Source organism: Anaerobacillus sp. ABR4_321 (assembly GCF_056158505.1).
On record NZ_JBSWTK010000001.1, the window covers coordinates 1,698,683 to 1,716,225 of the forward strand.

Below are 17,543 nucleotides of genomic sequence, written 5' to 3' on the forward strand. Positions count from 1 at the left end.
GCGTATGAAAGATAATGAAAAGCGTCATAAAAAAGGCGAAACGAATAATCCAGAACAGCTTCCAGATCAAGAGCGAAATCAGCTCGATGAAGATGTTTCTGAGATGAATGTAGACCCTATTCCACTTGAAGACCTGAAAGAAGAGCAAAAAGAAGAAAAGCAGAAACCAAAATCCAAAGATGACTCAGCTAGTCAAAAGAAATATAGAGAAGGATAACGCACCCACAGTGGTGCGTTTTACTTTGTTTAGAGTTCTCTTTGTCTTCTTACCTTATTGCTTTCGTATCGTGTCAGGCCTCATACGGAAATCTTACTGTTGAAAGATTTTTCCTAATGTATAAACCCCTATGTGACCGTCTAAAATGATAATGTTCTTGACAATTTTCTGAAGTATTCATACAATACAAACTATATACTGAGATTAAACTGAAAGATTATGATGAGGAATAGTAATAAAGCTTCTACTTTAAGAGAGTTAACGGGTGGTGAAAGTTAACATAGAAACTTTATGAACTCGCCTTTGAATCGGAATCCTGAAAGATAGTAGGGAGCCCCGTCCGCCTGCGTTAAAGGTTTTAAGTGAGTGCGATTCAGCACTAATCCGGGTGGTACCGCGGGTGATTGTGAATAACAGATTCTCAACCTCTCGTCCCTGTTTATAGACAGGGATGGGAGGTTTTTTATTTTATGGATAGTTGGAAGGAGAGAGCTAGCATGTCTTTTGATCACAAATCGATCGAAAAGAAATGGCAACACTATTGGGAACAGAATAAAACGTTTAAAACGACTGAAGAAGCAGAGGGAGAAAAAGTTTATTTTCTCGATATGTTTCCATATCCATCAGGAGCAGGTCTGCACGTAGGCCATCCAGAAGGGTATACAGCTACAGATATATTGTCACGTATGAAACGAATGCAAGGGTACAACGTATTGCATCCGATCGGTTGGGATGCGTTTGGTCTTCCAGCAGAGCAGTATGCTCTTGATACAGGTAACAATCCACGTGAATTTACTCAGCAAAACATCAACACGTTCCGTCGCCAAATCAAGGAACTTGGATTCTCGTATGATTGGGATAGAGAAGTAAATACGACCGATCCAAACTACTACAAATGGACACAGTGGATTTTCACAAAACTATATGAAAAAGGTCTTGCTTACGTAGATGAAGTTGCTGTGAACTGGTGTCCAGCTCTAGGAACGGTTCTAGCTAATGAAGAAGTCATCGATGGTAAAAGTGAGAGAGGTGGACACCCGGTAGTACGTAAACCAATGAAACAGTGGGTGTTGAAAATCACAGAGTACGCAGACCGCTTGCTAGAAGATCTTGAAGACCTAGACTGGTCTGAAAGTATTAAAGAGATGCAGCGCAATTGGATCGGGAAGTCAGAAGGTGCTGAAGTAACGTTTGAAATCGACGGACATGATGAATCGATCGATGTCTTTACGACTCGTCCTGATACACTGTTCGGAGCTACGTATATGGTTCTAGCGCCAGAACATCCTCTAGTGGACCTTATTTCAACTGATTCTGAAGCTGCAAAAGTAAAAGACTACCGTTCAAGTGTGCAAACGAAGAGTGATCTTGAGCGTACAGAACTTTCGAAAGAAAAAACAGGCGTCTTCACAGGGGCATATGCGATCAATCCGATCAACAATGAGAAGCTTCCGATCTGGGTAGCAGACTATGTTCTAATGAGCTATGGTACTGGAGCTATCATGGCGGTGCCTGCTCATGATGAGCGTGACTACGAGTTCGCAACAGCTTTCGACCTACCGATAAAAGAAGTTGTAGCAGGTGGAGATATTTCGAAAGAAGCTTACACTGAAGAAGGGGAGCATGTTAATTCAGACTTCCTGAACGGACTTGATAAAACAGAAGCGATCACTAAGAGTATCCAGTGGCTTGAAGAAAAGAACAAAGGTAAGAAAAAGACAACATACAGACTTAGAGATTGGTTGTTCAGCCGTCAACGTTATTGGGGAGAACCAATTCCAATCATCCATTGGGAAGACGGAACGATGAGTGCTGTTCCTGAACAAGATCTTCCAGTCACTTTACCTGAAACAACAGAGATCAAGCCTTCAGGAACGGGAGAATCTCCACTTGCTAACATTGATGAATGGCTAAATGTAGTTGATCCGAAGACTAGTATGAAAGGACGCCGTGAGACAAATACCATGCCTCAATGGGCGGGAAGCTGCTGGTATTATCTTCGTTACATCGATCCAGATAATGATCAAATGTTGGCTGATCCAAAGAAACTTGAAGCTTGGCTTCCTGTAGACATGTATATTGGAGGAGCGGAGCATGCGGTTCTGCACTTGCTATACGCTCGCTTCTGGCATAAAGTACTTTACGATATTGGCGTCGTTCCAACGAAAGAGCCATTCCAGCGTCTACGAAATCAAGGGATGATCCTTGGTGAAAACAATGAGAAGATGAGTAAATCTAAGGGGAATGTTGTTAACCCGGATGAAATTGTTGAAACGCATGGAGCAGACACACTTCGCCTTTACGAAATGTTTATGGGACCATTCGAAGGTTCCATCGCATGGTCAAGCAATGGATTAGACGGTGCTAGAAGGTTCCTTGATCGTGTGTGGCGTTTATACGGAGAAGGTGACCTTTCAAAAAGCTCGATCTCAAAAGAAGCATCAGAGGATGGCCTAGAGCGTGTTTATCACGAAACGGTTAAGAAAGTTACGGAAGACTTCGAGGGCTTGCGTTTTAATACGGCGATCTCTCAAATGATGGTCTTCGTGAACGAAGCGTATAAGCAAGATTCTTTACCATTCAATCTGATGGAAGGTTTTGTTAAGCTTCTATCTCCAGTAGCTCCTCATCTTACAGAAGAATTGTGGGAGGTGCTTGGTCACACTGATACACTCGCTTATGCAAGCTGGCCAACGTTTGATGAGAACAAGCTGACTGTTGATGAAGTAGAGATCGTCGTGCAAGTAAATGGAAAGTTACGTGCTAAGATTTCGATCCCTGCTGAAGCAACTCGAGAAGAAATGCAAGACATTGCCATGGCTCACGAGAAGATCGAAGGACAGCTTGAAGGAAAAACAATTCGTAAAGTAATCGCTGTTCCTGGAAAGCTTGTGAATATTGTGGCTAACTAAGTTATTAAAGTGAAATGAGTGAAGCTAGAGGTCATAATGACCTCTGGCTTTTTTTGATTTATAAAGGTATCGAACCAATCACTCTTTTTAGTGAAAAATAATAGTATGGGTTATATTTGTGACATGGTATCACTAGAAACTTCTTGTTCAAAAGCTTGCCAGATTGATTTCTTGAATTAAAGATAAAAATGATGTAGGATTGTTTTGGTGAAGAAACCATTCAATGAAAACAATCGTTCAGGAAGGAGTATGTTAAATGAGTAATGAAGTTAAGACGATTACACCTGAAGAGGTTCAAGAGCTACTAAATGAGGGAAAAAACGTATCGCTAATCGACGTTCGTGAGGATGAAGAGGTAGCAGAAGGAAAGATTCCTGTGGCTAAACATATTCGTCTTGGTACTATTCCTGAACGACTTGATGAGATCAACAAAAACGAAGAGCACATCATGATTTGTCGCTCAGGAAGACGAAGCGAGCATGCATGTGAATATTTACAAGAAGCAGGATATGAAGTGAAGAATATGGTAGGCGGTATGATGAAGTGGGAGGGTGAAGTAAAGTAACCCTCCTAAGAAAAGGAGAGAATCCAGATGACACTATGGGGCATGGCTATCGCTGTTGCGGCAATAACGATTGGGCTATGGAAAGTCGTTCATCCCTATACGTATTTAAAGCCGATCAATGTTGATCCCTTTGATGATGATAAATACTGCTTGATCGATGTAAGAGATTACATTCTTTCGCACCGTACACCGTATGAGAAAGCAAAGAACATCCCGCTTTCTTATCTCGGTAGACAGACAAGGGAAAATGATGTTTGTGATAAAGAAATCGTTGTGCTTGCAGAAGACCGCAAGGCTGCGAGGATGGCTGCAAAAATATTGTTAAAGCAATCGAAGCAGCCTATTTATTACATGACAGTTTCATCATAAACTGGAACGCCTTTAGAAGACTTTTCTGAAGGCGTACCATTCGCCTATTAATCCAACTAAAATTATAGGATTAATTATATTTTTTCTTTTTAAAATAGGTCTAGAAGCCTCCCTTTTCTTTGTTATAATAAGGAAAAAGATAACTTAGAGGTGTCGTCATGAGGGCAGAACTTATTCGCGCTATGATGGATTTACAGGCATTGCGCCAATTTCAACCTGGAAACGGAAGTCGAAATCAGCAGGCAGCCACTCCTTTTCTTGAAATGCTAGAACAGGCTATTTCATACACTTCATCTGATCAGATAACTACTTACGACAGTACGTCTTTAACAAAGCAAACTCCGGTGGAGTCATTTAAGCCTACTGGTCATTCAACAAAGTCACTAGAAATAGATGGATACATTCAGCAACTCTCCGATGAACATCAAGTGGATTCTAAACTAGTTCACTCCATTATTAAGCAGGAGTCAGGGTATAACCCATCAGCAGTTAGCCATGCAGGTGCAGTTGGACTTATGCAGCTTATGCCTGCGACAGCTCGTGGGCTCGGGATAGAAGATCCATTTGATGCTAAACAGAATATCGAAGGCGGCGTCAAATACATTAAGCAAATGTTGAGTAAATATGGTGGGAATACTGAACTTGCTCTAGCAGCTTATAATGCCGGACCGGGAAACGTTGATAAGTATGGAGGTATCCCTCCATTTAAAGAAACGCAAAACTATGTATCTAAAGTTATGAAAAACTATTTAGCATAAAGCAAAGCTGTCTCACACGACTGCTCTTTAGCGGACGTGAGGAGGCAGTTTTTTTATTTTTTTAAAAGAATTTTGGGATGCTTTGTGAGATACTACATGGAGAGGTGAAGCACTATGAAAGATTTTAAAGGAATGGGTTTAGATATAAGTTTGGTTGAATCCCTTGAATCACAAGGAATTGAATCACCCACTGATATACAGAAAGAAACGATCCCGGTTATGCTTAAGGGGCAGGATGTGATGGCTCAGGCACAGACTGGAACAGGGAAAACTTTCGCTTTCTTATTACCGATATTAGAGAAGGTAGATACAGAAGCAGATCATGTACAGGCTCTAATCGTTACGCCTACACGTGAGCTGGCTCTTCAAATCACCACTGAATTATTGAAACTAGTTAATGGGCGTCCTGAAGTAAACGTTCTTGCCGTATATGGTGGACAGGATGTAGAGAAGCAGATATCAAAGCTTAACAAACACGTTCATATTGTAGTAGGAACGCCAGGGAGATTATTAGATCACATTCGAAGAGAGACGATCGACCTTTCTCAAACAAATTTCCTTATACTTGATGAGGCAGATCAAATGCTGCATATAGGTTTCTTAAAAGAAGTTGAGGATATTATTTACGAAACGCCAGATAGTAGACAAACAGCTCTCTTTTCAGCTACATTATCGAGTGATATTCGTAGCTTAGCAAAACGATTTATGCGTTCTCCTATAACGATAAAAGGGAAAGAGAAGGGAAAGACGGTTGAAATTGTACAGCAGTACATGATCGAAACAACAGATCGAAGAAAGTTTGGAGCCTTAACGGAGACGCTCGATGAAGCACGTCCTTTTTTAGGTATCATATTCTGTCGTACGAAACGTAGAGTGAGTAAACTTTACGGAGATTTAAAAGCGCAGGGTTATTTAGTTGACGAACTACACGGAGATCTGTCACAAGCAAAGCGGGAGAGCGTCATTAAAAAGTTTCGTGAAGCAAAAATTCAGTTTCTTGTCGCGACCGATGTAGCTGCAAGAGGACTTGATATCGAAGGGATTACACATGTGTTCAACTACGATGTACCTCATGATGTCGAAAGCTACATTCACAGAATTGGAAGAACAGGTCGAGCTGGTGAAGGTGGTACAGCATATACATTTATCGCTTCTAAGGATAAGCAAGCAGTTCCAATGATCGAGAAGGGGATTGGTAAGCGTATCGAACGCAAATCTGTAGAGAGCGCTCTACCTTCGGGGGATGACCGTGATCCTGCACGTGGTAGAGAAGATAGAAGTCGATCGCATGGCAGACGGAAAAACAGTCGAAGTGGTGGTAGAAACAGAAGGTGAAAAAAGGTATCTGCAATCGCAGATACCTTTTTTACCTTTCAGCTGCACTTTTTCCTGCCGTGAACCCAGTAACGAAAGCTGAAGTGATGTTATATCCACCGGTATAACCATGGATATCTAGCACCTCACCACAGAAGTAAAGTCCTTTCGTAAATTTCGAAGCCATTTCTTTTGGGTGAATTTCTTTAAGAGAGACGCCTCCACCAGTAACAAACGCTTTGTCAATCGGTAACGTACCATCGACAGCCACTCGGAATTGTTTTAGCGAGCGAACATATTCTCGTACTTTTTCTTTCGATAGATGTGCGTACGTCGTATCTGGGGATAGTCCAGCTCTTTCGAGTAGAAACAGCATGTAGCGCTCCGGAACTTTTCCTTTCCAGATATTTTTAATTGCCTTTTTAGGATCTTCTTTCGCAATCTTCATATGTTCGCGATACAATTCTTCTTCATTTTGGTCAGGTACTGCATCGATTTGAAGGGGAATAAATTGTGCGTTGAACTTCTTTAATGCTTTGACAACATATTGACTACAGCGTAATACTGCTGGTCCAGAGAGTCCGATATGTGTGAAAATCATGTCCCAACGGTGTGTCTTTATCACTTTTCCTTTAGGGTTCAAAACTGACAATGCTACATCACGGAGCGAAAGACCTTGAAGCTCTTTATTTTTGATAAAGGGCTCGCTCGATGTGAGGGGAACTTCGGTAGGATAAAGCTCTGTAATCGTGTGTCCCCCTTCCTCTGCCCAAGCATACCCGTCTCCTGTTGAACCAGTGTGAGGAACTGATTTTCCTCCAACTGCAACGATGACGTTCGATGCCGGTATCTTCTCATTCGACTTCAGTAAGACACCTGCAACAGCACCGTCTTCATAAAGGACCTTTTCGACAGGTGTATTTACCTGAATCGTTACGTTAAGTTCTTTTACCTTATTAAGGAGTGCGTTCACGACAGACTTTGCATCATCCGTAACAGGAAACATCCTGCCGTGATCTTCTTCTTTGAGCTTGATTCCCAAGCCTTCAAAAAACGAAATGATATCTTCATTATCAAAGATATTGAAGGCGCTATATAAAAATTTCCCATTTCCAGGAATGAATTTAATCAATTCATCGAGGGGGAGTCTGTTCGTTACATTACATCTGCCGCCACCAGAAATGGCAAGTTTTCTACCGAGTTTATTTCCTTTATCAACGAGTAGGACAGATGCTCCATGCTCAGCAGCAGCTACAGACGCCATGAGTCCAGACGGTCCACCACCAATCACGACAACATCATACTTCATGCTTACACCTCTCTCATTTTGCTACAAACAAACATACCATAATTCATTTAAAATAGAAAAGTCACGAATCATAGATAATGTTTGTTGTTCCTTTATAAATAGCTTAAAATGGAGAAGTGTCTATAATTGACTGTAGAAAAAAGGATATTATTGACGAATTTATATAGAGTAATGGTAAGAAGTAGGAGTTGGAGAAATGTCTGATTCGAATGTGGTTAGAGGGACGATGCTGTTGACAGCAGCTACCCTTTTTTCGAGAATACTTGGAATGATTTATATGTTTCCTTTCACTGCCCTAGTGGGTACTCCAGGGATCGCGTTGTATAATTATGCGTATACCCCGTATACGATTATGCTGAGTCTTTCAACAGTTGGAATTCCACTTGCTGTTTCAAAGTTTGTTTCAAAATATCACGCGCTCGGAGATTATCGAACAGGAAGACGATTATTCAAATCCGGATTGCTGCTCATGACGTTCACAGGGTTTATTGCATTTCTAATTCTTTTCTTCCTTGCAGAACCGATTGCCAGGTTTGTAATCGAGGAGGGAAGTAAAGGGAATACCATTGCTGACGTTACACTTGTTATAAGGGTTGTCAGTCTTGCTTTATTGATCGTACCAATCATGAGTTTAACGCGAGGGTTTTTCCAGGGGTTACAATCGATGGGACCAACAGCCGTGTCTCAGGTTGTGGAACAGATCTTCCGTATCGTATTTATATTAGTAACAAGTGTTATTATTATGCGTTTTCTGGACGGAAACGAAAAGACTGCAGCAACGTTTGCAACGTTCGGTGCGTTTGTGGGGGCTGTAGGAGGTTTAATGGTTGTTTTCTGGTACTATCGTAAGCGTAAACCTAGCTTAGATCGTAACTTAGAGGAAAGCACGGTCGACCATGATGTTTCATTAAGTGATATGTACAAAGAAATCGTGACATACGCGTTCCCGTTTGTCGTCGTGGGACTTGCGATTCCGTTGTACCTGCAAGTCGATACGTTTTTCATCAATCCAGCTCTGCAAAGTATCGGCTACGATGAGTCTACTTATGAAGCTGTCTTTGCCATTATTACAGGGCTTGCTCATAAGTTGATCATGATTCCTGTTTCGCTCGCCACTGCGCTTGCGATGACGATCATTCCAGCAATTACAAAATCGTTTACGTCACAAAAAGAAGGCGCACTCCAGAAACAGCTTACCCAGACATTTCAGATGTTGCTATTTCTGACAACGCCCGCTGCAATTGGGCTTGCAGTGCTTTCTGAGCCTGTGTTTCGCGTTCTTTATCCAACGGTAGATCAAGACTTAGGAAGCCATTTGCTGATGTGGTACGCTCCGACAGCAATCTTGTTTGCTCTCTTTTCTGTTACAGCTGCGATTCTACAAGGAATCAACAAGCAGAAGTTCGCAGTATATAGTTTGCTTTCAGGACTTGTATTAAAAGTTTCACTAACATACCCTTTAGTGGTCTTACTTGAAGGAAAAGGAGCAATTATTGCCACTGATATAGGGCTGATCACGTCTGTAATCGTTACTGTTGCTATCATTAAAAGGTATACAGATTTTCAGTTTGCATTTGTTTTTAGAAGGATTTTACTGATTGGAATTTTCGTTACGTGTATGGCGTTCGCTGCTAAATTAGCAACGATGCCTTTAGAAAGTGCAATGCCTGATCTATATCGATCTCAAAGTGAAGGTGGAAGCATGTTGTTTTCTATCGTTAATTTACTGATCGGTATTGGGGTAGGTGGGGTACTCTATCTATGGCTTTCTTACCGTTCGAATCTCGCTGGACTCGTCCTAGGAGAACGGTTCAGTTTCCTTAAAAGACGCTAAAAATGAAGGCCGCTCGGCCTTCATTTTTGTGAGGTGAAAGAGTTGTTTTTCGTTTTATTCGTAGTAGTTCGTCTCGTCAATCTCTTCTTCTCGGATTCCGAGGTACCTCTCGATTCTTCTCACTCTTCTATTTAGACGATTTAATCTTCTTCTTATCTGGTTGAATTGTTCTTCTGTATAATTATAGCCTGGATAACCTTGCCCACCACCAGGTCCTCCGCCTGGTCCACCACCCGGATATTGCGGGTAACCTCCTCCGCCATACCCAGGAAATTGCTGCCCCTGTTGTCGATAATCCAACGTTGATGACCTCCTTATTAAGACTACGAGATAGTCTATGAAGGAACTGGGCATAGTTGCTGGGCGTTTATCATGGTTACACTGAATTTTTTTGGTACCAATTCAATTGCTCACCTATTCCGAGTCCTTTGAGAGGTACTTCATAGTTAAATTCATACTGCTTCAGCTGAGGTTCAATATGTTTTCTATACACGGAGCCACCATGCAAATAAACAGTAATGTTAGAAGGGGACTCTTGCTCTCTAAATTGTGAAATAAGCTTTTGCGCCCATTCCTCTCGTTGATGGTGTGTTAATGTTTTAATAGATAGATCGTATGGATCCATCATATCGTCTGGTAATAAAAGCCCGTCTTTGGCATTATAAAAATACATTCTGTCGTAGTGATGCAATGCGTATTCTAATGTTTTTTGAAATAAAGGGCTTTGATAAAACTCCGTAACCGGAGCTGATTTTGTACTTTTCTTTCGTGCGGTTGCTAAAAGTCCAACTTTTTCAGTCATTCTATCACTCCAAACGTACAAATTAGCATTTACCGGTTACTTACCCTAGATTTACAATAATTATGCTCATATTTTATTTTTTTTGGAAATTACATGGAAAAAGGAGCGATTGAACATGCGTATCGATAAGTTACTTTCTAATATGGGATATGGAACAAGGAAAGAAGTAAAAAAAATCTTAAAAACAGGTGCGGTTAGAGTGGATGAGTCAGTCATCAAAGATGCTAAACAGCACGTCGATCTTGAGAATGATCACGTTACAGTTAATGGGGAAACCGTTGAATATAGAGAATACATCTATATCATGATGAATAAGCCCGCAGGTTTCATATCGGCAACTGAAGATGAAGAGGAAACGGTAATTGATCTCCTTATTCCAGAAGATCAAATTTTTAATCCTTTCCCAGTTGGGCGCCTAGACAAAGATACAGAAGGATTACTAGTTATTACGAATGACGGTAAGCTAGCTCACCATCTGACATCTCCAAAACACCATGTTCCAAAAACTTACTATGCAAGGATCAATGGACGTGTTACAGAAAAGGACGTTGAGGCATTTGAAAATGGAGTTACGTTAGATGACGGGTATAAGACTAAGCCAGGAGAGCTAACGATCGTTGAAGAAGGACCTATTTCTCAAATCGAACTCACTATTCACGAAGGTAAGTTTCATCAGGTAAAGAGAATGTTCGAAGCGGTTGATAAAAAAGTCATCTATTTGCAAAGAATCAGCATGGGTGATCTTGTACTTGATCAAGATTTAGATGTAGGAGAATATCGTGAATTGACTGAAGAGGAAGTAGAACTCCTTAGAAAGTAACCCATCGTTTCTTTTTTGCAGACTAAGGGAATACACCTTGTAGTCAGTAAAGAAGGAGAGGATAGGATGTTAAAGATTGGGAATGAACTAATTAACTTGCGTATCAACGATGAGCAAACTGTGAATCAAGTCTACTTTGATGAATCGTTGAATGCAGCGACCTATTTAGAAATCAGTAATGATAAAACGAAACAAAAAAATCTTGAGCCGGATCATCATGCTGAAGACGTCTTAAATTCAATTCAAGCTTCAGGTGGGCAATATACACATGATAATTATCCTGTTACGGATGATGACTTTGAAGTTTCTGAAAAAGAGAGTGTGTTTATCCCTTATTCAGGATTGTCATGGAACGGTAGTCAACCTGTGATAAACAACCGAGAGGACGAAGTTAAACCGACAGAACTGGTAAACCACTATTCGTACAACTTGTTATGTAAAGCAGAAGTTCATACTGAAGACGGCCAAAAGCTTGGTAAGGTAAGAGATGTTTATATTGCTAAGACAGGAGAAGTTGAGGGTCTTGAACTTTCTGAAGGGTTCCTTTCAGATTTCTTAATGAGTGGACAACCTTATATGAAGGTGAATGAGTCGGTAAAGCTTGTAGATGGGAACGTGATTGTTCCTAAAGATTTTCACAAAGAATTAGCTAAATAAACAATAGAAAAAGCCGTGGACTAGTCCATGGCTTTTTGTGTATCATACTTTTGAATTTTGCTTGTAAGTAAACTCTTTAACCAACTTTTACTTTCTTACTCGTAGTAGTCCATACTCCACGGTTTGGGCTTTTGACTAATTCATTATAGGCCAAGACATTTAAATCTCTTTGAACTGTTCGTTGGGTAATACCAAACTCTTCAACTAACTCCGTTGTACTGACGGTACCATGCTTGCTAATAAATAAATAGATAGACTTGATACGGGTCATCATTCGATCAGTTGAAGTAATACTCAAAGAACCACTCCCTAACGTGTAATCAATGCCATACTCTTAGAATAGTTTCTCACTATTAAAACAATATGAAGGAAACGTAAAGATATACTTAATTTTCTGATGATTCCCTCATTAATAAGATGAAAGTCTGATTGGTCTGAGTGCTTCGTATTAAACTGGAAGTGATTTCTAGCTGTTGTGGGTAAGTCCCAACTTGGTGTAATGATAAATAAGGATTTTCTAACTTTCACAGTAACATATCGGCATTGTTAGTATAATAGTATAATTCCACCTCTATTGCCAATTCCCTTTAATTTACCTGTTTACACCTCCTCTTTAAAGTTTATTTTACAATATCTCGGTTATTTCGGCAAAAATTTTCATGCCATTGTCTACATCTTCCTTCTTCTTCCCTCCTTTGCTATTCTTATAGGAGCGGGCTATAGAAAGGAGGAACATCATGTTCGTTCGATTATTCATTAAGAATGCACTAAAGCTAAATAACTGGTTTATGTTTTATACGACAGTCGCTCTCGTCGCAATCAGTTCGCTCATTATGAGGCTGATCGAACCGGAAACCTTTCCCACACTATTCGACTCGATGTGGTGGGTGATGACTACTGTAACCACTGTAGGCTATGGTGATTATTTTCCAGTGACAGTTGGCGGTAGGTTATACGCCATATTCCTTTACATTGTTGGAATTGGACTCTTAGGGGTCGTCATAGGGAAATTAGTGGACGGAGTAGCAGAACTGAAAAAGAGGAAGGAGGAAGGGAAATTGAACTATCACGGACAAGATCATATCGTCATAATAGGTTGGTCACAGAAAGCTTCCTATGCAGTATCGGAGATTGTGGATTCGGATAATTGTGAAATCGTCATAATCGATAAACTTCCAAAAACACCTATCGTTGCGGATCATATCCATTACATACAAGGTGATGCTGCAGAAGAAGCAGTCCTCAAGAAAGCTGCGATTACAAAGGCCCGGGCAGTACTCGTTTTCTCAGATGATTCGATTCATGATTCGTTATTAGCAGATGGAAAGTCTCTAATCATCGCAAGCTCTATTGAGAGAATGTCAACTGAGATACATACGACAGTAGAAGTGATGAAGGAAGAACATATTAAGAATTTCGCCCATGTCCAGGTAGATGAGTTCGTACTATCCAATGAAGCGATCTCTCGTATGGCTGTACGAGCTGCATTTACAAAAGGGATTTCAAGCGTATACTCTCAGCTGTTGAGTAGAGGACACGGAGAAAATTTATATGAAATTCCTGTAAGGAAGGAATGGACAACTTATAAAGATGCGTTTGAGGCATTACTTCAACAGGGGGCAACACTCGTTGCGGATCGAAATCGCATGGACATCAATCGCCGTCTTGATGAAGCGATACCAGCCGATGCAAAGCTATTTGTGATTTGTGATAAGCCGGTTTATCAGAGTTTGATCGGGAAGGAGAGAGGTTCATGAGTGAAGTGAATTGGTCAGAAGAGGTGCTTAAGAGAAAAGAAGCGCTTTTATCAGATCTTAATGGCTTATTAGAGATCGAAAGTGTGTTGAACGAAGAGGATAGTACTGAAGAGGCTCCGTTTGGCTATAAGGTGCGAGAAGCATTAGATTATATGCTTCGATTAGGAGAGCGTGATGGCTATCAAACGAAAGATGTTCACCATGTTGCAGGTCATCTGGAATTTGGAGATGGAGAAGAAGCGATCGGCATTCTTTGTCATGTAGATGTTGTACCTGCTGGTAGCGGATGGACAAGCCCCCCGTTTAAACCTGAACTTAGGGAAGGAAAGCTCTATGCAAGAGGAGCGATCGACGACAAAGGACCAACGATTGCGGCCTACTGGGCGATGAACATGGTAAAAGAATTATACCCTTCGTTATCGAAGAGAGTGCGAATGATCGTCGGTACTGACGAGGAAAGTTCGTGGCGTTGTGTAGATACGTACTTCAAGCAAGAAGAAATGCCAGTGATGGGCTTTGCGCCAGACGCAGTCTTTCCAATTATTTATGCAGAAAAAGGGATTGCTGATTTTGAATGGCATTTCCCAGCTGTGAAGACAGAGCAACATGATCTAGTGTTAAAATCATTCGGTGCCGGTGAACGACTGAATATGGTTCCAGATTTCGCTAGTGCTGTATTAATAGGTGAAGAGAAGGTGCTTTCTGAACTAAAAACGGTTTTTGAAGAGTTTGTATTTCAAAGACATTTGAGTGGGAATACATCATTAGATGAATCGTTGACCATCGAGATAGAAGGAGTTTCAGCGCATGGATCTAAACCTGAGCAAGGGAATAATGCAGCGTTCAGATTAGCAGAATTTCTTTCAGGAGTAGGTCTTGATACGGGCGGAACGACTTATATCGATTTCATTACAAAGTGGCTCACCGATGATTTCAAGGGTGAAAAGCTGGGAGTGAACTGTGAGGATCCCATTACGGGCGATTTAACCATGAACGCAGGAACGTTCTCGTACACAGCTTTACACGGAGGTAAAATAGGCATCAATCTTCGATACCCTGTTACATGTGATTTTAGTGAGGTGAAAACTCAGTTTGATAAAGTTACGGGACCTGAGGGAATTACGATGAACATCATTGATCATATGACACCCCATCACGTTCCTGAAGATCATGAGCTGATTCAAAGACTACAAAGAGTATACGAAAAGCAAACGGGAGACGTTGCCGAGCTTCTTTCAATAGGAGGCGGAACATATGCCCGGTCATTAGACGCTGGAGTTGCCTTTGGCGCGTTATTCCAAGGTAAACCACAGATGGCCCACCAAAAAGATGAATACGTAGAGGTTAGTGATTTGCTGAAAGCAGCAGCGATCTACGCGGAAGCGATTTATGAACTAGCAAAATAACAAACGCCATGGCGGTAAGCCATGGCGTTTCACGTTATAGGGAACTAAAAAGATCGCTAGATAAATACCTTTCTCCTGAATCACACGTCATCGTTACAACGACTTGGTCAGGGGAAAGTCGCTGAGCTACTTTCATAGCTGCGTAAACGGCTGCTCCTGATGAAGGACCGACAAGAAGTCCTTCTTGACTTGCAAGTTTACGGGTTACTTCGTAAGCTTGTTCGTCTTTTATCTGGATAATTTCATCATAGATCGAGGTATTAAGAATATCAGGGATAAAACCAGGACTCGTTCCAACGAGCTTATGTTTTCCAGGTTTGCCTCCTGAAAGAACAGGAGATCCTTCTGGCTCTACAACATGAACAGTCATGTTCGGGTAATGTTCTTTTAGTACTTCTCCAGTGCCGGTTACGGTTCCACCCGTACCTGCTGTGGAAACAAAAGCGGCAGGGGTAACTCCTAGTTCGTTCATCGCTTCAATAATTTCCAAAGCAGTAGACGTTCGATGTGCATCCGGATTTGCAGCATTTTCAAATTGCATTGGAATAAAGCTGTCTTCAATTGTCTCAGCTAGTTCCTTTGCTTTTTTGATTGCACCAGGCATTTTCTCAGAAGCAGGAGTCAAGACTACTTTTGCACCGTAAGCTTTAAGGAGTTTGATCCGCTCTTCTGTCGCGTTGTCAGGCATGACGATGATGGCAGGATATCCGCTAGCAGCAGCGTTCATTGCTAGTCCAATCCCTGTATTACCTGATGTAGGTTCGATAATGGTCGATCCGGACTTGAGTAATCCTTTTTCTTCAGCGGTCGCAATCATGTTATAAGCTGCTCGGTCTTTTACACTTCGGCTTGGGTTAAAATATTCTAGTTTTGCGTATATTTTAGCACCATCAGGATTCGGAACCCTGTTTAATTTAAGAAGAGGAGTATTACCGATAAGTTCAGCCATGTTTTCGTAAATCATGTGTCCACATCCTTTCGAAATTTATAAGAGTTTATCTTTATCCAATAAAAGGTTAAAGTTAAGGATAAGTTTTATTGTGATGCTTCTTTTACTGTTCCCTATTATAGCAAATGATAAAGTAGAGGATAAGAAGTCGGCTCAAAAGATAAATGCAAGAAGATTCAGTTTTTTGGTAGAATATAATCAGATCTAAAGGAGTGGGGGATAGATGAGCACCCATTATTTCATTGCGATCACGCTCGAAGATATGAAATCTGAGCTGAAGTCAGTGCAGAAAAACTTAGATACATCTCTATTTAAGCATGTTGTTGAACCGGATGATTTTCACATTACATTGCAGTTTCTTGGTGAAGCGAAGGAAGAGCAATTAAGTGATTTAGGTGAACAACTAAAGGAAATAACTGAGAATGTAAGTTCATTTGAGATCACGCTAAATAAAATCGGGACATTCGGAAAATTATCTCAACCTCGTGTACTGTATGTAGATGTGGAGAAGACCAAGAGCCTAGAGCATTTACATCAGATGGTTGCCGAGGCTTGTAAGGATTCCGGTTTCAGAGTCGATCGCCGAGAGTATCGTCCTCATATTACGCTCGCTAAAAAATGGCGATATCCAGAAAAGAAAATAGGGAGAAATACCCCAGATATTCATAAAGCATCGCAAGAAATCTCAAGTATTGGATTATTCAGAGTGGCACCGTTTGAAATACCCAGGTACAAGTGTGTAGCGCGTTATGAATTTAAAAAGTAACCTTTTCATCACCATACTCCAACTCGCATTATTGTTTGGGTTCTATCTTATAGGCGTCTCAATCCAAAAGTTATTCGGTTTATTAATTCCAGGAAGTGTAATAGGAATGGTACTTCTTTTGGTTTGCCTCTATACAAACCTATTACCAGAGCAATGGGTTTCAAAAGGGGCTACGTTTTTATTGAACCACCTGCCGCTATTTTTTATCCCTGTTACTGTTGGTGTCATGAATCACTTGGATTTCTTTAATGGTAAAAGTCTTTGGTTAATACCGATCGTTCTTGTCAGCACATGGATTATTATGATCACAACTGGCTTCATTGGTCAGACACTTGTAAATCGAAAGGAATAGCGTCATGTTTTTATTACAAGCCATGTTTTGGCTCATCTTTACAATTGCAATCTATTTTATTTTTACTCTTCTCTATCGACTTCTGCCATATCCATTCCTAATTCCAATCTTGACTTGCACGGTCTTGCTAGTAATCTTGCTCACATCTTTTGATATTTCTTACGATACATATTTTAGCGGTGGAAAGGTTATCGATGCATTTCTAGGACCAGCGATCGTTGCTCTTGCCTATCCCTTATATAAACAAAGAAAGCTCCTAAACAAGTACAAAAACGAGCTTCTTTCAACTGTCCTATTATCAAGCATGTTAGGAATTCTTTCAGGTTATTGGCTTACCCTCCTGTTTGGATTTGGAGAAGTGATTCAGTTCTCCTTTGTTCCGAAGAATGTGACGACCCCTGTCGCTATGGAGGTTTCAAGAATGATCGGTGGAGAACCAGCCCTTGCCGTTATTTTCGTAATGATCGCTGGAATAGGAGGAGCTGTAACGGGTCCATGGATTTTGAAACTATTTAAGATTACAAACTTCCTTGGGGTCGGTATTGCGTTAGGGGGTGCTTCTCATGCGATTGGTACAGCAAAAGCGCTCGAATACGGTCAAGAAGAAGCAGCGGTTAGTTCGATTGGTATGAGTCTTTGTGCGCTATGTGTCTCGGTCTTAGCTCCTATCTTAATAAATTGGCTATGAATTAAGTTAATCAAGCGGTCATTTTCTATAAGAGAAAATATGATGATGTGTAAACACCTTTGTAAAGG

19 protein-coding genes and 1 other annotated feature are annotated in these 17,543 nt (G+C 40.9%); of the genes, 14 read left to right on the forward strand and 5 right to left on the reverse strand.

The genetic code is table 11. The annotated features are described in order from the left end of the window. Positions 1–4: 4 nt before the first annotated feature. The 6 genes from ACXADT_RS08755 to ACXADT_RS08780 all read left to right on the forward strand — a co-directional run bounded on the left by ACXADT_RS08755 (position 5) and on the right by ACXADT_RS08780 (position 6,156). Positions 5–217: a hypothetical protein gene (locus ACXADT_RS08755; protein WP_474834295.1), complete on the forward strand. Its 213-nt coding sequence runs from the start codon at positions 5–7 to the stop codon at positions 215–217. Between the two features lie 210 nt (positions 218–427). Beyond that, positions 428–657 (forward strand) — a binding site (T-box leader). Positions 658–714: 57 nt separating this feature from the next. Beyond that, positions 715–3,129, forward strand: a complete 2,415-nt coding sequence (gene leuS, locus ACXADT_RS08760; RefSeq protein WP_474834297.1) for a leucine--tRNA ligase — start codon at positions 715–717, stop codon at positions 3,127–3,129. Between the two features lie 256 nt (positions 3,130–3,385). Continuing rightward, positions 3,386–3,694 carry a rhodanese-like domain-containing protein gene (locus ACXADT_RS08765; RefSeq protein WP_270179649.1) on the forward strand — a complete coding sequence of 103 codons (309 nt, stop codon included), beginning with the start codon at positions 3,386–3,388 and terminating at the stop codon, positions 3,692–3,694. Between the two features lie 27 nt (positions 3,695–3,721). Further along, positions 3,722–4,063 carry a rhodanese-like domain-containing protein gene (locus tag ACXADT_RS08770; protein ID WP_270179648.1) on the forward strand — a complete coding sequence of 114 codons (342 nt, stop codon included), beginning with the start codon at positions 3,722–3,724 and terminating at the stop codon, positions 4,061–4,063. Positions 4,064–4,221: 158 nt separating this feature from the next. Continuing rightward, on the forward strand, positions 4,222–4,821 hold the full coding sequence (locus tag ACXADT_RS08775; RefSeq protein WP_270179647.1) for a lytic transglycosylase domain-containing protein: 600 nt from the start codon (positions 4,222–4,224) through the stop codon (positions 4,819–4,821). A 114-nt stretch (positions 4,822–4,935) separates the two neighbouring features. Continuing rightward, complete coding sequence (locus ACXADT_RS08780) at positions 4,936–6,156, forward strand: DEAD/DEAH box helicase (RefSeq protein ID WP_474834299.1); 1,221 nt, start codon at positions 4,936–4,938, stop codon at positions 6,154–6,156. A gap of 31 nt (positions 6,157–6,187) precedes the next feature. Here the strand turns inward: ACXADT_RS08780 and ACXADT_RS08785 are convergent, their stop codons facing one another. After that, positions 6,188–7,444, reverse strand: a complete 1,257-nt coding sequence (locus tag ACXADT_RS08785) for a BaiN/RdsA family NAD(P)/FAD-dependent oxidoreductase (protein WP_474834301.1) — start codon at positions 7,442–7,444, stop codon at positions 6,188–6,190. 196 nt (positions 7,445–7,640) lie between these two features. On the opposite strand from ACXADT_RS08785, the gene ACXADT_RS08790 reads away from it, so the two are divergent. Then, positions 7,641–9,278 (forward strand): putative polysaccharide biosynthesis protein, encoded by a 1,638-nt coding sequence (locus tag ACXADT_RS08790; RefSeq protein WP_474834303.1) that lies wholly within the window; start codon positions 7,641–7,643, stop codon positions 9,276–9,278. 54 nt (positions 9,279–9,332) lie between these two features. Here the strand turns inward: ACXADT_RS08790 and ACXADT_RS08795 are convergent, their stop codons facing one another. Further along, complete coding sequence (locus ACXADT_RS08795) at positions 9,333–9,578, reverse strand: hypothetical protein (RefSeq protein WP_270179643.1); 246 nt, start codon at positions 9,576–9,578, stop codon at positions 9,333–9,335. A gap of 76 nt (positions 9,579–9,654) precedes the next feature. Continuing rightward, complete coding sequence (locus tag ACXADT_RS08800; protein ID WP_270179642.1) at positions 9,655–10,080, reverse strand: DUF6884 domain-containing protein; 426 nt, start codon at positions 10,078–10,080, stop codon at positions 9,655–9,657. A gap of 115 nt (positions 10,081–10,195) precedes the next feature. On the opposite strand from ACXADT_RS08800, the gene ACXADT_RS08805 reads away from it, so the two are divergent. Then, positions 10,196–10,900 carry a pseudouridine synthase gene (locus ACXADT_RS08805; protein ID WP_270179641.1) on the forward strand — a complete coding sequence of 235 codons (705 nt, stop codon included), beginning with the start codon at positions 10,196–10,198 and terminating at the stop codon, positions 10,898–10,900. A 66-nt stretch (positions 10,901–10,966) separates the two neighbouring features. Then, entirely contained in the window at positions 10,967–11,557 is a 591-nt protein-coding gene (locus ACXADT_RS08810; protein ID WP_474834305.1) for a PRC-barrel domain-containing protein, read from the forward strand. Positions 11,558–11,633: 76 nt separating this feature from the next. Here the strand turns inward: ACXADT_RS08810 and ACXADT_RS08815 are convergent, their stop codons facing one another. Further along, positions 11,634–11,831, reverse strand: coding sequence for a DeoR family transcriptional regulator (locus ACXADT_RS08815; protein ID WP_270180608.1), 198 nt, complete (start codon positions 11,829–11,831; stop codon positions 11,634–11,636). Positions 11,832–12,294: 463 nt separating this feature from the next. On the opposite strand from ACXADT_RS08815, the gene ACXADT_RS08820 reads away from it, so the two are divergent. After that, on the forward strand, positions 12,295–13,314 hold the full coding sequence (locus ACXADT_RS08820; protein ID WP_474834307.1) for a potassium channel family protein: 1,020 nt from the start codon (positions 12,295–12,297) through the stop codon (positions 13,312–13,314). Then, complete coding sequence (gene pepV, locus ACXADT_RS08825; protein WP_474834309.1) at positions 13,311–14,720, forward strand: dipeptidase PepV; 1,410 nt, start codon at positions 13,311–13,313, stop codon at positions 14,718–14,720. The genes ACXADT_RS08820 and pepV overlap by 4 nt, the downstream gene beginning before the upstream one ends. Before the next feature lie 34 nt (positions 14,721–14,754). Here pepV and cysK read toward each other — a convergent pair whose 3' ends face one another. After that, entirely contained in the window at positions 14,755–15,684 is a 930-nt protein-coding gene (cysK, locus tag ACXADT_RS08830; protein WP_270179637.1) for a cysteine synthase A, read from the reverse strand. Positions 15,685–15,892: 208 nt separating this feature from the next. On the opposite strand from cysK, the gene thpR reads away from it, so the two are divergent. From thpR to ACXADT_RS08845, 3 genes are read left to right on the forward strand one after another with little or no spacing between them, the layout of a single operon-like run. Further along, on the forward strand, positions 15,893–16,435 hold the full coding sequence (gene thpR / locus ACXADT_RS08835; RefSeq protein ID WP_270179636.1) for an RNA 2',3'-cyclic phosphodiesterase: 543 nt from the start codon (positions 15,893–15,895) through the stop codon (positions 16,433–16,435). Further along, complete coding sequence (locus ACXADT_RS08840) at positions 16,419–16,787, forward strand: CidA/LrgA family protein (RefSeq protein WP_270179635.1); 369 nt, start codon at positions 16,419–16,421, stop codon at positions 16,785–16,787. Before thpR ends, ACXADT_RS08840 begins: the two co-directional genes overlap by 17 nt. A gap of 4 nt (positions 16,788–16,791) precedes the next feature. After that, a complete protein-coding gene (locus ACXADT_RS08845; protein ID WP_474834311.1) occupies positions 16,792–17,475 on the forward strand; it encodes an LrgB family protein in 684 nt (227 codons plus the stop codon). The last annotated feature ends 68 nt before the right edge of the window (positions 17,476–17,543 follow it).